Here is a 19911-nt window from a genome sequence, read left to right as displayed (position 1 = left end):
GTCCCGGGCTTAGACTCCAGGACCGAACCCCAAAATGCCCGGAAGACGCGGTTAAACCAGCCGCCCTACTCCTGGCATTTTCTCTATTTACACGCCAAGCGATGGATTTCTGAACTCGTCATGCAGCACTCTTCTCATTCTGAATCGGCCGTTGCACAATCGCGCCGATTGGTTATTAAAGTAGGTTCGTCCCTGGTCACCAACGAGGGCAAAGGGATTGACCTGGATGCCGTAGAGCAATGGGCTACCCAGATTGCTCAACTGCATGCCCAAGGCAAGCAATTGGTGCTGGTCTCCAGCGGTGCCATTGCCGAAGGCATGGCCCGCCTGGGCTGGCCGCGTCGACCGAAGGCCATGAATGAGTTGCAGGCAGCGGCCGCCGTAGGCCAGATGGGTTTGATTCAAGCCTATGAGGTGGCTTTTGCTCGCCACGGTGTACGCACCGCCCAGATTTTGCTGACCCATGAAGACCTGGCCGACCGCCATCGCTACCTGAACGCACGCGGCACTATCAACACCTTGTTGGATCTGGGGGTGGTACCCATCGTGAACGAGAACGACACCGTAGTCACGGATGAAATCCGTGTGGGCGATAACGATACTCTGGGCGCTCTGGTCACTAATCTGATCGAAGCCGAAATACTGATTATTCTGACCGATCAAGCTGGCCTGTATAGCGCCGACCCGCGCAGCAATCCCGATGCGCAATTCATCTCGCTGGGACAAGCGGGCGATCCGACGCTGGAAGCCATGGCAGGCGGCTCGGGCAGCAATATCGGCACCGGCGGTATGATCACCAAGATTCTGGCCGCCAAGCGCGCCGCACAAAGCGGTGGCCACACCATCATTGCCTCGGGTCGGGAACAACAAGTCCTGTCGCGTCTGGCACAAGGTGAGCGCATAGGCACAGAGTTGCGTGCCACCCTGCCTGTACGTTCGGCCCGTCAACGTTGGCTGGTCGACCAACTACGTGTGCGTGGTCGCGTGTCGCTGGACGAAGGCGCAGTACGTGCCCTGGTAGACGGCCACAAGAGCCTGCTGCCCGTAGGTGTCACCCATGTCGAGGGAGAATTCGACCGTGGCGATGTCGTTGCCTGCGTGGACAAACACGGTGTGGAGTACGCCCGTGGCTTGGTCAATTACTCCTCGGACGACACCCGCCGCATCATGGGCCAGCCTAGCCACCTGATCAATGAATTGCTGGGTAGCGAACACGATACGGAGCTGATCCACCGCAACAATATGGTGTTCCCGCGCAGTGGGCCAGATCAGGACTAAGCCTTGACCCCTGCCCTGCCCGCCTGTTGAAATAGACGGATAAAACGTATCGAATTGCGACGGTCCGTGCGAACTTGCCGTGCCTGATCGCAACACTTCCCCTTTCGGGCGATGCGCCCAAGGAACCGTATGAAGATCCTCGTGTTAGGTGCTGGCGTAGAAGGCGTAACCAGCGCTTATTATCTTGCCCGCCAAGGACACAGCGTAACGGTCATTGACCGCATGGCTGGGCCCGCTCTGGAAACCAGTTTTGCCAATGCTGGCCAACTCTCCTTTGGCTATGCCTGCCCCTGGGCCGCGCCGGGTATCCCACGCAAGGCCATCAAGTGGATGTTCGACGAGCACCCTGCCCTGACGATTCGCCCCGATGGCACGCTGACACAAATCAAATGGCTGCTGGCCATGTGGCGCAACTGCACGGCAGATCGCTACGCCACCAATAAAGAACGCATGGTGCGTCTAGCTGAATACAGTCGCCATTGCATGGCCGAGTTGCGCGCCCAGACCGATATTCAGTTCGAGCACCGCTCCCAAGGCACCTTGCAGGTTTTCCGTACGCAAAAGCAACTGGATGGCATTGCTGCCGACATCGAGGTGCTGAAAGAAGCCGGTGTCCCTTACGAGCTGCTGTCAGCGTCTGAGCTGCACACGATTGAACCAGCGCTGCGGCATGTAGAGCACAAATTGAGCGGTGGCCTGCGTTTCCCTGAAGATGAAACCGGCGACTGTCAGATGTTCACCCGCCGTCTTAGCGAATTAGCTGAGCAGGAAGGCGTGGAGTTTCGCTGGAATCAGAATATTCAGCGTATTCACAGCAATGGCACAGAGATCAGCGGCGTGCAAAGCTCCGACGGCTTGCTGACCGCCGATGCCTATGTGGTAGCCCTGGGCTCTTGGTCTACGGGTCTGATGAAAGACCTGCAAGCCATTCCGGTCTACCCATTGAAGGGCTACTCCATTACCGCCACGATTGCGGACGCCTCCCGTGCGCCCCAATCCACCCTGCTGGATGAAAGCTACAAGATCGCCCTGACACGCTTTGACAATCGTATTCGTGTGGGTGGCATGGCCGAGGTGGTGGGTTTTAACAAGCGCCTGAATCCACGCCGTGAACAGACTTTGCTGATGGTCTTGAATGACCTGTTCCCCGGCAGCTACCAAAGTGATGCGGACCTGCACTTCTGGACCGGCCTGCGTCCCAAGACACCGGACAGCACCCCGATCGTGGGCCGTAGCCGTTACTCCAACCTATTTCTGAACACCGGCCACGGCACACTGGGATGGACCTTGGCTACCGGCAGTGCGCAATTGCTGGCTGATCTGATCAGCAACAAAGAGCCTGCAATCCGTGCTGACGACTTGTCGGTGCAGCGTTACTACTAAGCCCCTGCTCTAGAGCATCAACAAAGGCTTTGCCAGGTTTAACCGGCAAAGCCTTTTTCAACTCCCCTGCCCTAATGGCGCGCCGGTTCGGCCAGCAACTGGCAATTGGCCGCAAACATATAGCCCCAGTTATGGATAGAGCGTATCGGTAAAGCCGTCCCACCCTGGCTGAATTTGCGCCGCATACGGCTGACCAACACACCCAGGCGATTGATATGCAAGGCGCCGGGCGGATTGCTGATGACATCCGTTTTACTGGCAACAGCCCGCATCAGCTCGTAATGGCTGGCCCGGCGATCCTCCTCTCGCAGCAAACGGACCATAAAGGCGCGCTCCGTGCTGGTCAGACTAAATGACATGCCAACCGGTGATATCAAGGTCCAGCCTTCCTGATCCAGCACCCACTCCTGAATCAAGGAGGGTTCAGGAATAATGGGCATCTGCATCAAACGCCGTTGCAGACTCTGCAAACTGGCCGCCAGCAACTCCAAAGACGCATCCTTGGGACAAAACTGATCGCCGCCACTGTGCAAGGCTTGCAACATGGCCGAGTCCGTGGCGTCGGACTGCATCAAGATCCCGACTTGCGGACACAGCATCCGTAAGCGCACGGCTGCAGAGCAAATCTCTGCCAAAGTGCCTCCCAGCCAGGCAATACATAGTGAACCGGCATGACGCCCGCGCGTTTGAGCCAACTGCAATAAAGCCGTTACATCCGGACAAAAAATTAGACGATAACCACGTTCAGCCAGTGCCTGAATTTTTTGTTCTAGTAAATTCCGATCAGGGATAGCCGTGGCCAGGTAGAGCACAACAGGACCGCCAGCAATTTCATTTGCAACCGACATAGTTGAAACCTTAACTATAATGACATCTGATGACTATGTCGGACAGTATAAATCACGACTGTGATTTTTTATCAAAACCATCGTGCTGGCAGTTACATCAACAATCTGTTGTGTGAAACATTTCTCCGAACGCCTTCGCCATGCACGTCAATACCGCGGTCTTTCTCAGGCGGATTTGGCACGTCTATGCGGATTGACTCAAAGCGCCATCTCCAACTACGAAAACGGTACTCGTCGAGATGCCCGCGAAATACTGGAGCTGTCCAGAGCCTTGAATGTCAGCGCGGTATGGCTGCGCAAAGGTGTCGGCCAGATGGAGTTCTTGGACGACAGCTATACCTTGTCCGAACCTCAGGAAGGCGCTCCGATTGTCTCCTGGCCGTTCCGTCTGTTCTCCGTCGATGAGGTGGTTGCGCTAGCCGATAGCGAACGGGATTTGCTCGATCGCACTTTGCGTCATTTGCTGGACGGCATGAAAAAGCGCTAGACACTACTCGTTTCTGCCCCCTACCTGCTGTCGCCAAGCGCCGCACTCTACTCAGTGACTGGTAGTACACACAGCGTGATACCAGACTGCGCCCACACCTATCCTAACCTTCTCTTTGCCTAGCAAAGCAGATTGGGCCGGATCGTTTTATCACATACGGGGTTTTTCTTGAAAACCATCGTGCAGGGCGTTCCATGAACAATCTGTAGTGTGAAACACTTCTCTGATCGCCTCCGTCACGCCCGCCTGCAACGCGGCTTTTCCCAAGCCGAACTGGCCCGCCTGTGTAACCTTAGCCAAAGCGCCATCTCCAATTATGAGAGTGGCACGCGGCGTGACGCGCGCGAGATTCTGGATCTGGCCAAAGCCCTGAACATCAGCGCCCAATGGCTCAAGAACGGGCTGGGCAATATGGAGTTGAGCACAAGCCATGCGGCCACCTTGCAAGACTCCGGCGAAGGCCCGCCCATTGTGACCTGGCCCTTCAACCGCTTTTCCGTGGACGAGATTGTGGCTTTACCCCCCAAAGAGCGTGACCATCTGGATCAAACCATCCGTCACCTGCTCAACGGCATGAAAAGAAAATAAGCCTTATACGTCCACAAGCAGCTCTAAAGTACCTATACTTGTCGGCACGCAGGGGTACTCGCCATTTGGCGGGTTGAGATAAACCCTCGTACCAGTACGGATAATGCCGATGCTGGGAGCGTGTGCCACAGGTGCAATGCCTGCACGGCACTTCTTCCTATATCGGCTCCACCATTTCCTTGGAGCTGCAATGACAAGCAAAACCCCTTCTTTTACGGCCACTGCGGCCAGCGTAGACCCGGCTGCGATCCAGCCCTTACCCAACTCCCGAAAGACCTATCAAACCGGCTCACGGCCTGATCTGCGTGTGCCTTTTCGGGAAATCTCTCTGGCTGATACGCCCAGCCACTTTGGCGCCGAGCCAAACCCTCCCTTAAGCGTTTATGACACCAGCGGTCCTTACACAGACCCCTCGGTACAGATCGATATTCGCAAAGGTCTGCCTGCACTGCGCCAAGCCTGGATTAGCGAGCGCAATGACACCGAGTTGATGGCAGGACTCAATAGCCAGTACGGTCAGGCCCGCCAGGCTGATCCGGAGCTGGACACCTTGCGCTTTGAACTGAAGCGTCAACCCCGGCGCAGTACTTCGGGTGCCAATGTCACGCAAATGCATTACGCACGGCGCGGCATCATCACCCCTGAAATGGAGTTTGTGGCGATTCGGGAAAATCTGCGGCGCGAGCAATACATTGAAAGTTTGCGCGCCAGTGGCCCACAAGGTGAAGAGATGGCCCGCCGCCTGACCAAGGTACACCCCGGTCAGGGCTTCGGAGCCAGCTTGCCCACCACGGTAACACCCGAGTTTGTGCGCGATGAGATTGCGCGTGGCCGAGCCATTTTGCCCGCCAATATCAACCACCCGGAAACCGAGCCCATGATTATTGGCCGCAATTTCCTGGTGAAGATCAACGCCAATATCGGTAACTCGGCCCTGGGCTCCACCATTGGCGAAGAGGTCGAGAAAATGACCTGGGCGATTCGCTGGGGTGCAGACACCATCATGGATTTGTCCACGGGCAAGAATATCCATGAGACGCGCGAATGGATTATTCGCAACTCACCCGTTCCGGTGGGCACCGTGCCTATTTACCAGGCACTGGAAAAGGTCGGCGGCATTGCCGAGGATCTGACCTGGGATATTTTCCGCGACACCCTGATTGAACAAGCCGAGCAAGGTGTGGATTATTTCACCATTCACGCTGGTGTGCGTTTACCCTTCATTCCGATGACAGCCAGTCGCATGACAGGCATTGTGTCGCGTGGTGGTTCCATCATGGCGAAGTGGTGTCTGGCGCATCACCGCGAAAGCTTCCTGTACGAGCATTTCGAGGACATCTGCGAGATCATGAAGCAGTACGACGTGGCTTTCTCACTGGGTGACGGCTTGCGCCCCGGTTCGGGCTATGACGCCAATGATCAGGCGCAATTCGCGGAACTGCGTACCTTGGGCGAGTTGACTCAGGTTGCGTGGAAGCACGATGTTCAGGTCATGATTGAAGGCCCAGGTCATGTGCCTTTGCATCTGATTCCAGAGAATATGCAGTTGCAGCTGGAGCACTGTCATGAGGCCCCCTTCTATACCTTGGGGCCTTTGGCAACCGACATTGCACCGGGCTACGATCACATTACTTCCGGTTTGGGCGCGGCTATGATTGCTTGGCAAGGTACGGCGATGCTGTGCTATGTGACGCCCAAGGAGCATCTGGGCTTGCCAAACAAGAAGGACGTGAAGGACGGCATCATCACTTACAAGATCGCAGCACATGCCGCGGACTTGGCCAAGGGGCATCCTTCGGCGGCATTCCGGGACAATGCCTTATCCAAGGCGCGCTTTGAATTCCGTTGGGATGACCAGTTCAATCTGGGGCTGGACCCGGATACCGCGCGTGAATTCCACGACGAGACTTTGCCTAAAGACTCGATGAAAGTGGCGCACTTTTGCTCCATGTGTGGGCCCAAGTTCTGCAGCATGAAGATCTCGCAGGATGTACGTGACTATGCCAAGGCTAACGGCCTAGATGAGCAGTCCGCTGTGGATCAGGGGATGAAGGAGATGTCAGTACAGTTCGTTCAGCAGGGCAGCAAGCTGTATCAGGAGGCTTGAAGCTTTATTGAAGACGGGCCTGGTGTGAACATGATCGTTGTTTGATCAGGCCTTGATGGGTTAAAGCCCTGGGTGGATTTTTTCTGCCTGGGGCTTTTTTTGCGGGGTTCGTTGCTTCATTTGTTGCTTCATTTGTTGCTTCATTTGTAGGAACGCGAAGCTTGTCAGGCAAAAGAGATCGTTGCAGAAGACGCCAATTGAGCCTAGCTTCAGGGTGTCCGGCCTGAGAGTTTGCCGGTGCTCCGCACCGGTGCCCTTGTCGGAAGATAGCTACGGGCGCATCCTGAACTCACCGGGTACTTGGTCCCCCGGACCAAGTACAAGCGTCCGGCTCAAACAGCAGGATGCTTGCACCCCTACGCTATCTCCCGACCGCGGCAAACCCTCTGAGCCGCCCGGACACCCTGAAGCTAGGCTCAACTGGCTCACAATCGTTTTTTTCTGGACAGTTCAAACTGCATGCCTGGATGGCGTGTGACACTTTCCTAACCTGCGTCGAATCTCTGACCTCCCACCTCAGGCCTCTCACCTGAGACCTTTAACCTCCGACCTCTCACCTCAGTCCTTTCACCTCCGACGTCAAACGTCAAACCTCAAGCCTCAAACTTCAGATCCGAGATCCCAAATCTCAGACCCTTAATACATGATTGCTTGAATAGCCACGGTATGAGCCCTTGGGGGCGGTGGGGACCCGGGGGGGCGATTCAGAGTACTTGCCGCAGGCGGGGGCATGATCCGGGGTGCAAGCGCTCTGCTGTTTGAGCGGGACGCTTGTGGTTCGTCCGGGGGACGAACCACCCCGCGAGTTCAGAGTGCGCCCGGATGAGAACCTCGACAAGGGGACCGGTGCGCAGCACCGGCAAGTGCTCAAGCCCCTTCGGGTCCCCACCGCCCCCAAGGGCGTGCTCATTACTGGGTTCTACTCAATAATCAGCCTTACCCCCAAAGCAACGGTGACGCCATCAGCGACAACAGATAAGCGCCAATTGGCAGCTCACAACTAACAACAAGCAACAAGCAACAAGCAACAAGCAACAAGCAGAGGACCCTGCCCTCAAACTCCATTACTCCCCGATCGAGCACAAAAAAAGCCCGGTTAAAAAACCGGGCCTTTTGTCAGCACGCCTTAAGCCGGCAAGCAGAGACTTACTTCTGCGGAGCGTACAAATACAACTCCACACGGCGGTTCATGGCGCGGCCTTCAGCCGTGGCATTATCGCCAATAGGAGCATTCGGACCACGGCCTTCCACCATCAGACGACCTTGCCCCACACCTTGCTGTGTCAGGTAGTTGGTTACCGCACTGGCACGGTTGACCGACAAAGTCTGGTTGGTTTGCGCCGAACCGGTGCTATCGGTATGACCAACAGCCTTGGCACGCAACTCGGGATGCTGATTCATCGCACGAGCAACACTGTCGAGCACAGGCAGCAAAGCGGGTTTCAACTGATAGCGACCCGTATCAAAAGACACACTGCTAGGAATATTGACCCGCAAGCTGCCATCAGCCATTTCGGTCACATCCACACCCAGCCCAGTTGCCCCAGACTGCTGAACATCCTTTTTGATGCCAGACCAGTTATACGCAGCAATACCACCAGCCAGGGCGCCGATACCTGCACCGATCATGGCTGCCTTGCTGCTATCTCCGATCAAGGCCCCAATACCCGCCCCCACAGCAGCACCGCCGCCGGCACCCATTGCGGTACGACCGCCTGTGCTCATATTGTCCATAGTGCCGCAAGCGGCCAAAAGGGAAAGAGCACCCGCACATGCTGCTAATTTTGCAGAACGAATGGAAATTGTCATTATTGGCTCCGTAATCTTAAGTTAAGTACCAAGACCGCTTGAATGCCTCTAATACTAGCAAGAGGCACACCAAGCAGGTACTTCAAAACAGACTTCACTGCCTTGTTTAACAATTCTTGATCTTGCCAGCGACCATGCCAACTTCAGTCACCCATTGCCTTGGGGGCTACGCCCTTGAATACTTAAAACAACTCGGCACCCGAGTCAGCAACGACTTCTTTGTACTTCTTAAGATCATTGCTGACAAGCTCGCTGAACTCGGCCATGGTGCCAGGCTCAACATCCGAACCCATGGTAGCCAGGGCTTCACGTACGGCGGGATCCATCAAAGCCTTGGCGTAAGCGGCATGCAACTTGTCTAGAACGGGCTGAGGTGTACCGCCGGTGGCGAACACACCGAACCAAGTGCCCAGGTCGAATGGTTTCACGCCAGCCTGTTCCATAGTGGGAACCTCAGGCAAGAAAGTGGAACGATCCAGAGTCGTCACAGCCAAGGCTTTTACGGTATCGGCCTTGATCAACGGCGCGGCCGAAGCCAGGTTGTCAAACATGAAATGCACTTGGCCAGCCAGCAATGCTGTCTTGGCAGGATTGGCACCCGCGTAAGGAACGTGCACGGAATTGATCTGGGCACGAGTATTCAGAACCTCACCGGCCAGATGGCCTGCACTGCCATTACCGCCCGAGGCAAAGTTCATTTGACCAGGATGCTCTTTAGCGTAGTTGATCAGGTCCTGCACCGAGGCAATCTTGTTTTGCTCGGCAAACTCTTTGTTTACGATCAAGATGTTAGGCACCGAGGCAACCAGCGCGATGGGCGCAAAGCTTTCGACTGGGTCAAACGGTATCGCCTTGTACAACCAGGGGTTGATGGCGTTGATCGCCACCGCACCCATCATCAAGGTGTAGCCGTCTGGCGCAGCCTTGGCCACGATGCTGGCACCGATATTGCCACCTGCTCCTGATTTGTTCTCCACCACGACCGTACCCAGATCGTCTTTGACACGTTCAGCCAGCAAGCGCGCCATGCTATCCAAGGGGCCACCCGGCGGGTACGGCACCACGAACTGGATCGGTTTGGAAGGATAGGAATCCTCTGCCATGACAGCCGGGGCAGCCATGACAGCCGCAACACCAGAGACCGCCAGCAGCCACTTACAGACACGAAACATCACTTTTTTCCTTGAAATAAAAATGCATATGGGCTGCGTAAAGCAGCCCGTACAGAGCAACCACTGACCCTTAATGGATGATCTGGCTTAAGAACTCGCGTGTTCTTTCACTGCGTGGCGAGTCAAAGAACTCATCAGGCGTATTTTGCTCGATGATTTCGCCCTGATCCATAAAAATGACCCGATCTGCCACTTTACGTGCAAAACCCATCTCGTGGGTCACACACAGCATCGTCATACCGGTATGCGCCAGCTCGACCATTACCTCCAACACTTCCTTGACCATTTCCGGGTCCAGCGCCGAGGTCGGCTCGTCAAACAGCATGATCTTAGGCTCCATGCACAAGGAACGGGCAATCGCCACGCGCTGTTGCTGCCCACCGGAAAGCTGTCCAGGATACTTGTTGGCCTGCTCTGGAATACGCACACGCTCAAGGTATTGCATGGCCAGTTCCTGAGCCTGGGCCTTGGTCTTGCGACGTACCCACATCGGCCCCAAAGTCAGATTTTCCATCACAGTCAGGTGAGGAAACAGGTTGAAGTGCTGAAACACCATGCCCACATCACGCCGAATGGCCTCAACCTGACGCACATCGTTGGTGAGTTCCTCACCGGCCACAATAATCTGCCCTTGCTGATGCTCCTCCAAGCGGTTGATACACCGAATAAGGGTGGATTTTCCCGAGCCAGAGGGTCCACAAATAACGATGCGCTCGCCTGGGGCCACATCCAAGGTAATGTCGCGCAGCACATGAAACTGCCCATACCATTTATTGACGTTCTTTAGCTGAATAATGGCGTCTGCCATGCAAAACTCCTTGTCTGGCCAGCAAAGCCCCGGTGCTACCCAAGGCTTTGCCACCTGTGTCAGCGTTCATAACCCGTTTGCAAACGTCGCTCCAGCGAACGACTGTAGCGAGAGATGGAGTAGCAGAACACAAAATAAATCAGTGCGATGAACAGATAGGCTTCCCGGCTAAAGCCGCGCCAGGCCGCATCGGCCAGAGCGACTTTGGCGGCCTGAGTCAAATCGAAGATACCGATAATCACAACCAGGGAGGTGTCCTTGAACAAGGAAATAAAGATACCTACCAATGGCGGAATCACGATCTTGAGGGCCTGCGGCAAAATGATCTGGCGCATGGTGCGCCAGTAGCTCAAACCCAGCGAGGCGGCCCCTTCATACTGTCCTTTGGGAATAGCCTGCAAACCACCCCGCACAGTTTCCGCAATGTAGGCCGCCGCAAACAAAATAATCGCGATCTGGGCACGCAGCAGTTTGTCGATGTTAAAGCCCTCGGGCATGAACAACGGCAGCATCACCGAGGACATGAACAGCAAACTGATCAGTGGTACGCCACGAATCAGTTCGATGTAGACCACGCACACCGCCTTGACGGCCGGCAAGCGCGAGGTACGCCCCAGGGCCAGCAGCAAGCCCAAAGGAAAGGCGAAAGCGATGCCGAAGGTAGCCAGAATCAAGGTCAGCGGCAAGCCGCCCCACAGGCTGTTTTCTACATAGCTCAAACCCAGCACGCCGCCCCACATCAAAATACCCACGACGATCAGGCCGACCAGCCATAGCAAAGGCAGCCACGGTTTCCAAAACCAGCGCACGCAACTGCACACAATCAGCAGGGTCAGCAAGATAGAGGCCAGCAAGGGCCGCCATTGCTCGTCATAGGGATAGATGCCAAACAGGATCAGGCGGTGCTTTTCACGAATGAAAGCCCAGCACGCCCCGGCACTGGCCCGACAGTCCTGTGCGGTTTGTGCATCGAAATTGGCCTTGATGAACAACCAATCGATCATCGCTGGTACGGTCATCAACAACAACCAGGCCGACAGCGCCGTCAAAATGGCGTTCAAGGGGGAAGAAAACAGGTTCTGGCGCAGCCAACCCAATGTGCCCCGCTGCAGCGGCGGTGGCCCGCTTACGGTGGATGTAGGCGTATGACTCATTTAGCGCTCCACCAAGGCGATACGGTTGTTGTACCAGTTCATGAAGACCGAGATCGACAGGCTGACCGTCAGGTAGGCCGCCATGATGATCAGAATGCCTTCAATCGCCTGCCCTGTCTGGTTCAAGGTGGTGTTCACCACAGACACAAGATCGGGATAGCCAATGGCGACGGCCAAGGAGCTGTTTTTAGTCAGGTTCAGGTACTGGCTGGTCATGGGCGGCACAATCACACGCAAGGCCTGGGGCAGAACCACCAGACGCATCATGCGGCCACGGGACAGGCCCAGCGCCTGCGCCGCTTCCCACTGTCCTTTGCCCACTGCCTGAATACCGGAGCGCACCACTTCGGCGACAAAGGCCGAGGTATAAGTGACCAAACCGGCCAGTAAGGCGGCAAACTCGGGCGATAAGGTCGCGCCCCCGACAAAGTTGAAACCTTGCAGACGAGGTATATCCAGCGCCAAGGGCTCGGGACTGAGCAGTAGGGCCAGAACCGGCAGCAAAATAAGCAGCAAAATGCCAAAGCGGATGGTAGGAAAAGGACGGCCCGTTTTTTCCAGACGACGACGCGCCCAGTGAGCCATCAGGACCCACAACACCACGGCCAGACCTAGACCCATGAAGATCCAGTCCATGCCATCGCCCTGCAAGGTCGGCAGCTTCAAGCCACGATTCGATAGAAATACGCCACTTAACGGGTTCAAAGCCTGCCGGGGTCCGGGCAAGGTCTCGGTAATCAGGGCGTACCAGAAGAACAATTGCAGCAGCAGTGGCACGTTACGCATCACTTCTACGTACAAGCCCGCCAGGCGGGAAATCAGCCAGTTCTTGGACAGGCGTGCAATGCCCAGCAAGGTGCCAAACACGGTGGCGGCAATAATGCCGATCACCGCCACTTTCAGCGTGTTGACCAAGCCGACCAGAATGGCCCGCCCATACGTGTCCGAGGGCGTATACGCCAGAGCCGACTCGCCAATGGCAAAGCCTGCCTCTCGGTCCAGGAAATCAAAGCCTGTAGAAATATTGCGAACAGCCAAGTTGTGCAAGGTATTGGAAACCAGATACCACACACAAAAACCGAGCACGCCCAGAATCAGCACCTGGTAGATAATGCCGCGTGTGAACGGATCATTCCAGGACAGGCGCCGTTTAGGGGGCGCTGGCACGGCAGGTGTATTTTGTGCCATAGCGTAAAACCCATGGATGCAGCACTACGCGTAGCCCTGCGAGGTGGCGCACGTCTGGCCGAAGCCAGACGCAAAAACAAACAGCGAAGACCGAAATCTTACCGCACTGGCCAGCCGTACATCACCCCACCGTCACGCCATTGTGCATTCAAGCCGCGATCCAGCTTCAGTGCTGTCGATTTACCCAGATTACGCTCGAAGCTTTCGCCGTAATTGCCAACCTGTTTGATGATGTTGTAGGCCCACTTGTTATCCAACTTCAGACCTTTACCCAGCTCGCCAGACACGCCCAGAATGCGCTGAATATTGGGGTTATTGCTTTTGGTCATTTCATCCACGTTAGCGCTGGTAATGCCATATTCCTCCGCTTCCAGCATGGCGTTCAAAGTCCATCGCACCAGCGTGAACCAGTCATCGTCACCCTGACGCACGAACGGGCCCAGCGGCTCTTTGGAGAAGTCCTCAGGCAGGATATCGAACTCGTCCGGTGTCGTCTGGGCAGCACGCATGGCAGCCAGCTGGGATTTATCGCTGGTAAAGCCGTCGCAACGACCGGAGGTAAAGGAGCGCATCGCCTCTTCAGGATTGTTGATCACCACAGGGTTGAATTTGATACCCTGCCCCCGGAACCAGTCCGCCAGATTCAACTCGGTTGTGGTGCCAGGCTGTACACACACAGCGGCTCCATCCAGCTCTTTGGCACTTTTGACACCCAGGGATTTTTTCACCATCACGCCTTGGCTGTCGTAGTAGTTGATACCAGCGCTGACCAAGCCCAAGGTCGTGTCGCGCGAGATCGTCGCGGTGGTGTTGCGGGTTAGCACATCCACTTCCCCCGATTGCAGGGCGGTAAAGCGCTGCTGGGTGGTCAAGGGCGTCACCTTGTATTTTTTGGCATCCCCAAAAACAGCAGCGGCGATCGCACTGCACATGTCCACGTCAATACCAGACCAGGCTCCCTTACTATCGGCCAGCGAGAATCCTGCAATACCTGTTGAGACACCACACTGGACAAAGCCCTTTTTCTTGACCGAGTCCAGGGTTTCACCTGCTTGTGCATTAGCGGCCAGGGCCATCAACGCAACACTACATGCAATGGTTTTCACTAAGGTCATGGAATATCACCTCCTGTTTACTTTTGGTAAATGGATGCAGATTACAATTGCAGCTAAGCTGTGGTGTCCAATCGTAGAACCAGACTGTGCAAACACGCATCGGGGGTTTCCCTCTAACAATCTGACGAATACTTTTACCTACGTCGACACTTTCAGGCAGGCCCCCATAGCCATTCCCTAGGGGCTTTTCAAGCAGACTCCTCTTTAATTGTGCGTCGCGATGATCGAGTTCCAACACGTTTTTAAATCGTATGGCCGCAGTAAAAATATTCTAGCCGACATTAATTTTCGCATTGATGACGGCGAATTCATTTTTGTGTCCGGCCCATCGGGAGCAGGTAAATCCACTTTATTGCGTCTGATCGGGGGGCTGGAGCTGCCTAGCCGTGGCTCGGTCCAGGTCAATGGGCACAGGCTGGACAAGCTGCCCGCCCGCGCGCGCCCCTATCTGCGACGCGCTGTGGGCGTGGTCTTACAAGATACACACTTGCTGCAAGACCGCAGCGCCCTGGCCAATGTGCTCCTGCCCCTGGCAGTCGTAGGCCTGGAGCCCGGCACAGCCCAAGCACGTGCCCGCGCCGCCATGGAAAAAGTGGGGCTACGCGGCAAAGAAGATTTAAAGCCGGTGGAAATGTCCGGTGGTGAGCAGCAACGGCTGGCCATTGCCCGTGCAATTGTCAATCGTCCGGCTATTTTGATTGCGGACGAGCCTACCGCCAATCTGGACGCCGATAACGCCAAGCGCATCATGGATGTTTTGATGGACTTTAACCGGGTGGGTGTCACCACCCTGATTGCCTCGCACGATCTGAATTTGATGGCACGCTATGCGCGTCGCACCCTGCTGATTCAGGACGGCCGCTTTTCCGATCATCCAGGAGTGCTGGCATGAGAACCTGGCTGCGTCATCACCAATATGCTTTCCTGGTGGCTTTGCGCCGTCTGAAAGTGCAACCCTTCTCCTCCCTGTCCAATCTGCTGGTCATTGCCCTGACCCTGGCAGTACCTGTGCTGGGAGCCAGTATCTTGCTGGCCGCCCAGCCTGTCGTGCGCGAAATCCCTACCTCGCCCGAAATGACCGTGTTCATGAAACAGAACAGCACGCTGGAGCAAGCCCAGGCCTTCAGCCAGGCCGTGGGCAAAGAGTTTCAAACTGAACTGGCCAATATCAGGCTGGTCAGCAAGGAGCAGGCGCTCAAGCAATTGCAGAGCAACCCCAGTTGGACAGAGGCTTTGGGCGCCTTGCCCAGCAACCCCTTGCCCCACGCCATTGTGCTGACCCTGCATGAAACACCAGATCTGGTCACGCGGGCCGATACCTTAGCCAAAACCCTGCAAGGTCGCCAAGACGTGGATAGCGTGCTGCTCGATAGCGAATGGGTGCAGCGTCTGGCCGCGATCCTGAGTTTTATCCGCATTGGCTTATGGATATTGATGGCAGGTGTGGGCGTGGTGGTGATTGCCACCGTGTTCAATACCGTGCGCCTGCAAGCCCTGAACCAGCGTGAAGAAATTGCCGTGGCCCGTTTGGTCGGCGCGACCGAAGCCTTTGTACGCCGCCCTTTTCTGTACATGGGTGCGCTAACCGGCCTGCTTGCCAGCGCACTGGCATGTGGCCTGGCTCTCTTGGCCCTGACTCCGCTGAACAAGGCCTTATCCAGTCTGGCCCAAAGCTATGGCGTCCAGCTAGCGCTCAAGCTGCCAGAATTTTCTCTTTTGCTGACAGCTGCTATATTGGTCGCCATTTTGGGCGCACTGGCGGCTCGCTGGTCTGTTACCCGTAGTACCCAATATTGATGTCGCTTCCTGAACCCTGTTCCCAAAATCTGGCCGAAAAAGTGGTGGCCTGGCAAAGAACCTCCGGCCGCCACCACCTCCCCTGGCAGAACACGCAAGACCCTTACCGCGTCTGGCTTTCCGAAATCATGTTGCAGCAAACCCAGGTCGCCACTGTCCTGGGTTATTACGAGCGCTTTCTGGAACGCTTTCCTACCGTCAAGGATCTGGCCGCTGCCGAGCAAGACGAGGTCATGCCCTACTGGGCCGGTTTGGGCTATTACGCTCGCGCCCGTAACCTGCATCGCTGTGCCCAAGAGGTCATGGAAAAATGGGGCGGCCGTTTCCCGGGCAATGCCACGGATCTGGCGACCTTGCCCGGCATAGGTCGCTCCACCGCCTGTGCCATCGCCGCCTTCTGTTTTGGCGAACGCAGCCCCATCATGGACGGCAACGTAAAACGTGTGTTTACGCGCTATTTCGGAATTTATGGGCCCACGCAGAAAAAGGCCGTGGAAAACACCTTGTGGGCCAAGGCGGATGAAGTCGTCGAGCTTGCTCCGGCAAGCCTGGATATGGCGGCCTACACCCAAGGGCTAATGGACCTGGGCTCGCAATGCTGTACGCGCAGCAAGCCCACCTGTAGCCTATGCCCGCTGCAAAGCAACTGCTATGCCCATACCCATCAGGCCCAGTCCGAACTACCCAGCCCCAAAGAGCGTATCCGCCAGGATGAGCGCTATGCGCATGTGCTGATTCTGGAGCTGAACGGTCAGGTCTTGCTGGAGCAACGGCCTGACAAAGGTATTTGGGGTGGCCTGCTCACTCTGCCCCAGTTTGACGATGCCGTCAGCCTGCAAACGGCGGCACTGCACTGGTCTCATGAAGAAGCGATTGCGCTGGCCTCTTTCCAGCACGTGTTCTCACACTTCAAGCTGCACATCACACCGTGGCTGCTGCAAGTGGACGAATCTACCCTGGCCGAGCCAATGGCAGGCCAGCAATGGCAGGATCATGAAGCTCTGGAGCAAACCGCTTTACCTGCACCTATACGCAAGCTACTGCTGGGTTTGTATCAAAACCAAGATAGTGAACAACTGCTTCTACCTTGATGCCAAGACCCCCGGTATCATCCGGGGTAAGCGAGACAGCCCCTGGCTACGCGCAGCACCAAGCCAGGAGCACCCAAGGTCAAGCACTATGAAGGTCGCGCGGGCTTATCGTTGCTGATGCTCATCAGCATTCCGCAGGCCACACCCAGCGTCATCAAGGCAGTGCCGCCGTAGCTTAGAAATGGCAAAGGCACGCCTACCACGGGCAAAATCCCCGTTACCATGCCTATGTTCACGAACACATAGACAAACAGCATCATGGACATGGAACCGGCCAGCAGACGGCTGAACTGAGTATGAGCCACAGCGGCAATCGACAAGCCGCGCAGAATCAGCAAGGCATACAGCACCAGCAGCATGATGCCGCCATACAAACCGAATTCCTCGGCAAACACCGCAAAAATAAAGTCGGTGGTACGTTCGGGAACAAAGTCCAGATGAGACTGGGTGCCCATCATGTAGCCTTTGCCGTAAACCCCGCCCGAGCCAATCGCAATCATGGACTGAATGGTGTGAAAGCCCCTGCCCAGACGGTCGCTACCCGGATTCAGCAGCGTGCAGACCCGGTGTTTCTGATAATCGTGCAGCACCACCCAATCCAGGTCAGGCACGCAGATATAGTCTTCGTAATAAAGCAAAGCACTGATGCCCAGCACCAGCACGACCACAATCGGCACAATCAGCTTGAAGGACAGGCCTGCAAAATAAATAACGCAAAAGCCAGCAGCAAACACCAGCAAGGCGGTACCCAAGTCCGGCTGACGCACAATCAGCAGGAACGGAATCATCAGCAAAATACCCGCCACCACAAAATCCAGCAGGCTCATCTTGGGCCGCTGATAGCGGTGAAAATACCAGGCCAGCATCAAGGGCACAGAAATCTTGAGCATTTCCGAGGGCTGAATACGCGCCACCCCCAGATCCAGCCAACGCGTCGCGCCTTTGCTGGTCTCGCCAAAGAACTCCACCCCCAAAAGCAGTACCACCCCAACCGAATAAACGACTGGGGCCAACTTCATCCACATCGCCGGTGGAATCAAGGCCGCAACCCACATCACACCAAAGGCCAGCAGGAAATTGCGAACCTGGTCAGCAAAGCGCCAGTCCGTCCCCCCGACGGCTGAATGCATGATCGTCATGCCCAGCGCAGCCATTAGCACCAGCAACAGCAGCAAGGGCCAGTCAAAGGCAGTGACAGCTTTCAGGCCCAGTTGCAAAAGTCGCTTCATTGCATCTGCCCTCGCTCTACCAACCAGTAATCAAAGACCTTGCGCACAATCGGTGCTGCAACCGAACCACCCCATCCTGCGTTTTCCACAATCAGGGCAACTGCAATTTTAGGGTTTTCTGCCGGGGCGTAAGACATGAACAAGGCGTGATCACGCAACCGTTCGTCAATGGCGTTCGCATTGTACTTGGCACCGCGCAGGCTAAAGACCTGTGCGGTCCCTGTCTTGCCAGCAGCCTGATAGGCTGCTCCCGCAAAAGCGCGCCGTGCCGTGCCTTGGCGCACCACATCGACCAAAGCCTGTTTGACCACATCCACATTAGCCTGCTTCAAGGGGATCAGCTTGGCATCAATACGCACGGGCTGCTCAATTTCCGGGTCGTGGGGACTTAGCGTCTGGGTGACCAGGTGCGGAGGCCGCACAATGCCATTGCTCGCCAGCACAGCCGTGGCATGAGCCAGTTGCAACACGGTAAAAGAGTTATAGCCCTGGCCTACCGCCACGGAGATACTCTCCCCGGCATACCAGCGCTGTTGCGCCGGTTTGCGATAAGCCTTACGTTTCCACTCGGTAGAAGGCAAAATGCCTTGGCGTTCACCATCCAGGTCAATGCCAGTATGCTGGCCAAAGCCAAACTGCTTCATGAAGTCGTGCAGATTATCGACGCCGATTTCCGGGCCTAAGGAATAGAAATACGTATCCGAGGACACCACCAAGGCACGGTGCATATCGGTAGACCCGTAAACCGCCCCACCCGCGTTACGGAAACGCTGACCACCAAACTCAAAATAGCCAGGATCGGAAATACGATCGGTCGCCTTGCGCTTGCCGGTCTCCAAAGCCGCCAGCGCCACGAAGGGCTTGTAGGTCGAACCAATCGGATATGTACCGTACAGGGGACGATTAATCAGCGGATGATCGGGCGAGTCATTTAACTTGCGCCAGTTCTCTACGTCGATACCGTCGATAAACAAGTTCGGGTCAAAGGACGGTGCGGACACAAACGCCAGCACTTCCCCCGTGCTGGGTTCAATCGCCACCAACGCACCACGTCTCCCGGCAAACAAACCTTCGGCCATCTTTTGCAGGCCAATATCCAGCGACAGGCGCAGGCTGGCACCCGGTACAGGGTCCACGCGACTCAAGGTACGCACAGGACGACCTGAAGCGGCCACTTCCACCTCTTCAATACCCGTGCGTCCGTGCAGGGTCTTTTCCCAGGTTTTCTCAATCCCTTTTTTGCCAATCACCTGCGTGCCTCGGTAGTTACCGGTTTGCCCGGTTTCTTCAAGACGCTGCTGGTCGCCTTCGGAAATACGGCCTACATACCCCAGCACGTGCGCCGCTGACTCGCCGTGCGGGTACTCGCGCACCCAGCGGGCCTGTAAGGTCACTCCAGGGAATTTGAAAGCATGGGCAGCAAACCAGGCCGCTTCATCATCACTTAGGTTATTGCGCAGTAAAATCTCGGAATATCGGCTGTTTTGGGCGGCGTTCTGCTTGAATCGGCGACGATCGCGTGGACTTAGCTCCACCAATTCACCCACGCGATCCAGCATATCGTCTACGGGCTCACCCAGACTGGCTGGCACCACCGACAGCGTGTAGTCTCGATAATTACGAGCTAAAACCTCGCCATTGCGGTCCAGAATCTCGCCTCGTCGGGGAGTAATCGGGATGACAGCAATACGGTTTTGATCAGCTCGAGCGGCAAAGCCTTCGTAGCGCACCACTTGCAAGTACCACAAGCGCACGCCCAAAATTCCTAGCAGCACGCAGGCCAGAACGGCGGCCACCAGAACACGAAAAAAAATGCGTTGGCGCAACTGGTGTGAGGTTTTTTTGAATTCAAACATG

17 protein-coding genes are annotated in these 19911 nt (G+C 56.0%); 8 read left to right on the top strand and 9 right to left on the bottom strand.

Annotated elements, in window-relative coordinates:
• Positions 1–120 precede the first annotated feature (120 nt).
• Together proB and CA948_RS16155 are read left to right on the top strand one after the other, a co-directional pair.
• On the top strand, positions 121–1278 hold the full coding sequence (gene proB / locus CA948_RS16160; RefSeq protein WP_108728538.1) for a glutamate 5-kinase: 1158 nt from the start codon (positions 121–123) through the stop codon (positions 1276–1278).
• A gap of 129 nt (positions 1279–1407) precedes the next feature.
• Entirely contained in the window at positions 1408–2661 is a 1254-nt protein-coding gene (locus CA948_RS16155; protein ID WP_094197757.1) for a D-amino acid dehydrogenase, read from the top strand.
• A 71-nt stretch (positions 2662–2732) separates the two neighbouring features.
• On the opposite strand, the gene CA948_RS16150 is transcribed toward CA948_RS16155, so the two are convergent.
• Positions 2733–3509, bottom strand: a complete 777-nt coding sequence (locus CA948_RS16150; protein WP_108728537.1) for a response regulator transcription factor — start codon at positions 3507–3509, stop codon at positions 2733–2735.
• A gap of 112 nt (positions 3510–3621) precedes the next feature.
• Between CA948_RS16150 and CA948_RS16145 the strand changes: the two genes are divergently transcribed.
• From CA948_RS16145 to thiC, 3 genes are all read left to right on the top strand, one after another.
• Positions 3622–3996: a helix-turn-helix domain-containing protein gene (locus tag CA948_RS16145; protein ID WP_108728536.1), complete on the top strand. Its 375-nt coding sequence runs from the start codon at positions 3622–3624 to the stop codon at positions 3994–3996.
• Between the two features lie 210 nt (positions 3997–4206).
• Positions 4207–4584, top strand: a complete 378-nt coding sequence (locus tag CA948_RS16140) for a helix-turn-helix domain-containing protein (RefSeq protein ID WP_094197760.1) — start codon at positions 4207–4209, stop codon at positions 4582–4584.
• Between the two features lie 190 nt (positions 4585–4774).
• Positions 4775–6691: a phosphomethylpyrimidine synthase ThiC gene (thiC, locus tag CA948_RS16135; protein WP_108728535.1), complete on the top strand. Its 1917-nt coding sequence runs from the start codon at positions 4775–4777 to the stop codon at positions 6689–6691.
• Positions 6692–7837: 1146 nt separating this feature from the next.
• Here the strand turns inward: thiC and CA948_RS16130 are convergent.
• The 6 genes from CA948_RS16130 to CA948_RS16105 all read right to left on the bottom strand — a co-directional run bounded on the left by CA948_RS16130 (position 7838) and on the right by CA948_RS16105 (position 13937).
• On the bottom strand, positions 7838–8425 hold the full coding sequence (locus tag CA948_RS16130; RefSeq protein WP_476774937.1) for a YiaD family glycine zipper/OmpA-like lipoprotein: 588 nt from the start codon (positions 8423–8425) through the stop codon (positions 7838–7840).
• A 257-nt stretch (positions 8426–8682) separates the two neighbouring features.
• Positions 8683–9672: a Bug family tripartite tricarboxylate transporter substrate binding protein gene (locus tag CA948_RS16125; RefSeq protein WP_094197762.1), complete on the bottom strand. Its 990-nt coding sequence runs from the start codon at positions 9670–9672 to the stop codon at positions 8683–8685.
• A 70-nt stretch (positions 9673–9742) separates the two neighbouring features.
• Complete coding sequence (locus CA948_RS16120) at positions 9743–10480, bottom strand: amino acid ABC transporter ATP-binding protein (protein ID WP_094197763.1); 738 nt, start codon at positions 10478–10480, stop codon at positions 9743–9745.
• 59 nt (positions 10481–10539) lie between these two features.
• The gene (locus CA948_RS16115) at positions 10540–11634 is read right to left on the bottom strand and encodes an amino acid ABC transporter permease (protein ID WP_108728534.1); all 1095 of its coding nucleotides are present in this window, start codon (positions 11632–11634) and stop codon (positions 10540–10542) included.
• Entirely contained in the window at positions 11635–12822 is a 1188-nt protein-coding gene (locus CA948_RS16110; RefSeq protein WP_108728533.1) for an amino acid ABC transporter permease, read from the bottom strand.
• A 98-nt stretch (positions 12823–12920) separates the two neighbouring features.
• Positions 12921–13937 carry an amino acid ABC transporter substrate-binding protein gene (locus CA948_RS16105; protein WP_094197766.1) on the bottom strand — a complete coding sequence of 339 codons (1017 nt, stop codon included), beginning with the start codon at positions 13935–13937 and terminating at the stop codon, positions 12921–12923.
• 220 nt (positions 13938–14157) lie between these two features.
• Between CA948_RS16105 and CA948_RS16100 the strand changes: the two genes are divergently transcribed.
• Genes CA948_RS16100 through mutY form a run of 3 tightly spaced genes read left to right on the top strand, consistent with a single transcriptional unit; the run spans position 14158 to position 16825 of the window.
• On the top strand, positions 14158–14829 hold the full coding sequence (locus tag CA948_RS16100) for a cell division ATP-binding protein FtsE (RefSeq protein ID WP_094197767.1): 672 nt from the start codon (positions 14158–14160) through the stop codon (positions 14827–14829).
• Positions 14826–15734 carry a cell division protein FtsX gene (locus CA948_RS16095; RefSeq protein ID WP_108728532.1) on the top strand — a complete coding sequence of 303 codons (909 nt, stop codon included), beginning with the start codon at positions 14826–14828 and terminating at the stop codon, positions 15732–15734. Before CA948_RS16100 ends, CA948_RS16095 begins: the two co-directional genes overlap by 4 nt.
• Positions 15734–16825 (top strand): A/G-specific adenine glycosylase, encoded by a 1092-nt coding sequence (mutY, locus tag CA948_RS16090; protein WP_108728797.1) that lies wholly within the window; start codon positions 15734–15736, stop codon positions 16823–16825. Before CA948_RS16095 ends, mutY begins: the two co-directional genes overlap by 1 nt.
• A gap of 86 nt (positions 16826–16911) precedes the next feature.
• Here the strand turns inward: mutY and rodA are convergent, their stop codons facing one another.
• Both rodA and mrdA read right to left on the bottom strand, forming a co-directional pair.
• Entirely contained in the window at positions 16912–18054 is a 1143-nt protein-coding gene (rodA, locus tag CA948_RS16085) for a rod shape-determining protein RodA (RefSeq protein ID WP_094197770.1), read from the bottom strand.
• On the bottom strand, positions 18051–19910 hold the full coding sequence (gene mrdA / locus CA948_RS16080) for a penicillin-binding protein 2 (protein ID WP_094197771.1): 1860 nt from the start codon (positions 19908–19910) through the stop codon (positions 18051–18053). The genes rodA and mrdA overlap by 4 nt, the downstream gene beginning before the upstream one ends.
• Position 19911 lies beyond the last annotated feature (1 nt).

The organism is Alcaligenes aquatilis (genome assembly GCF_003076515.1).
In the GTDB taxonomy this organism is placed as follows: Bacteria; Pseudomonadota; Gammaproteobacteria; order Burkholderiales; family Burkholderiaceae_B; genus Alcaligenes; species Alcaligenes aquatilis.
This window is presented reverse-complemented; position numbering and strand designations above follow the sequence as displayed.

What these genes read in the sequence shown, in the direction of transcription:
- CA948_RS16155 (WP_094197757.1), top strand. Translation starts at nt 1,408, where the DNA reads ATGAAGATCCTCGTGTTAGGTGCTGGCGTAGAAGGCGTAACCAGCGCT.
- CA948_RS16125 (WP_094197762.1), bottom strand. Translation starts at nt 9,672, where the DNA reads ATGTTTCGTGTCTGTAAGTGGCTGCTGGCGGTCTCTGGTGTTGCGGCT.
- CA948_RS16100 (WP_094197767.1), top strand. Translation starts at nt 14,158, where the DNA reads ATGATCGAGTTCCAACACGTTTTTAAATCGTATGGCCGCAGTAAAAAT.
- CA948_RS16150 (WP_108728537.1), bottom strand. Translation starts at nt 3,509, where the DNA reads ATGTCGGTTGCAAATGAAATTGCTGGCGGTCCTGTTGTGCTCTACCTG.
- mutY (WP_108728797.1), top strand. Translation starts at nt 15,734, where the DNA reads ATGTCGCTTCCTGAACCCTGTTCCCAAAATCTGGCCGAAAAAGTGGTG.
- CA948_RS16120 (WP_094197763.1), bottom strand. Translation starts at nt 10,480, where the DNA reads ATGGCAGACGCCATTATTCAGCTAAAGAACGTCAATAAATGGTATGGG.
- thiC (WP_108728535.1), top strand. Translation starts at nt 4,775, where the DNA reads ATGACAAGCAAAACCCCTTCTTTTACGGCCACTGCGGCCAGCGTAGAC.
- CA948_RS16130 (WP_476774937.1), bottom strand. Translation starts at nt 8,425, where the DNA reads ATGGACAATATGAGCACAGGCGGTCGTACCGCAATGGGTGCCGGCGGC.
- CA948_RS16105 (WP_094197766.1), bottom strand. Translation starts at nt 13,937, where the DNA reads ATGACCTTAGTGAAAACCATTGCATGTAGTGTTGCGTTGATGGCCCTG.
- CA948_RS16110 (WP_108728533.1), bottom strand. Translation starts at nt 12,822, where the DNA reads ATGGCACAAAATACACCTGCCGTGCCAGCGCCCCCTAAACGGCGCCTG.
- CA948_RS16095 (WP_108728532.1), top strand. Translation starts at nt 14,826, where the DNA reads ATGAGAACCTGGCTGCGTCATCACCAATATGCTTTCCTGGTGGCTTTG.
- CA948_RS16115 (WP_108728534.1), bottom strand. Translation starts at nt 11,634, where the DNA reads ATGAGTCATACGCCTACATCCACCGTAAGCGGGCCACCGCCGCTGCAG.
- mrdA (WP_094197771.1), bottom strand. Translation starts at nt 19,910, where the DNA reads ATGTTTGAATTCAAAAAAACCTCACACCAGTTGCGCCAACGCATTTTT.
- rodA (WP_094197770.1), bottom strand. Translation starts at nt 18,054, where the DNA reads ATGAAGCGACTTTTGCAACTGGGCCTGAAAGCTGTCACTGCCTTTGAC.
- proB (WP_108728538.1), top strand. Translation starts at nt 121, where the DNA reads ATGCAGCACTCTTCTCATTCTGAATCGGCCGTTGCACAATCGCGCCGA.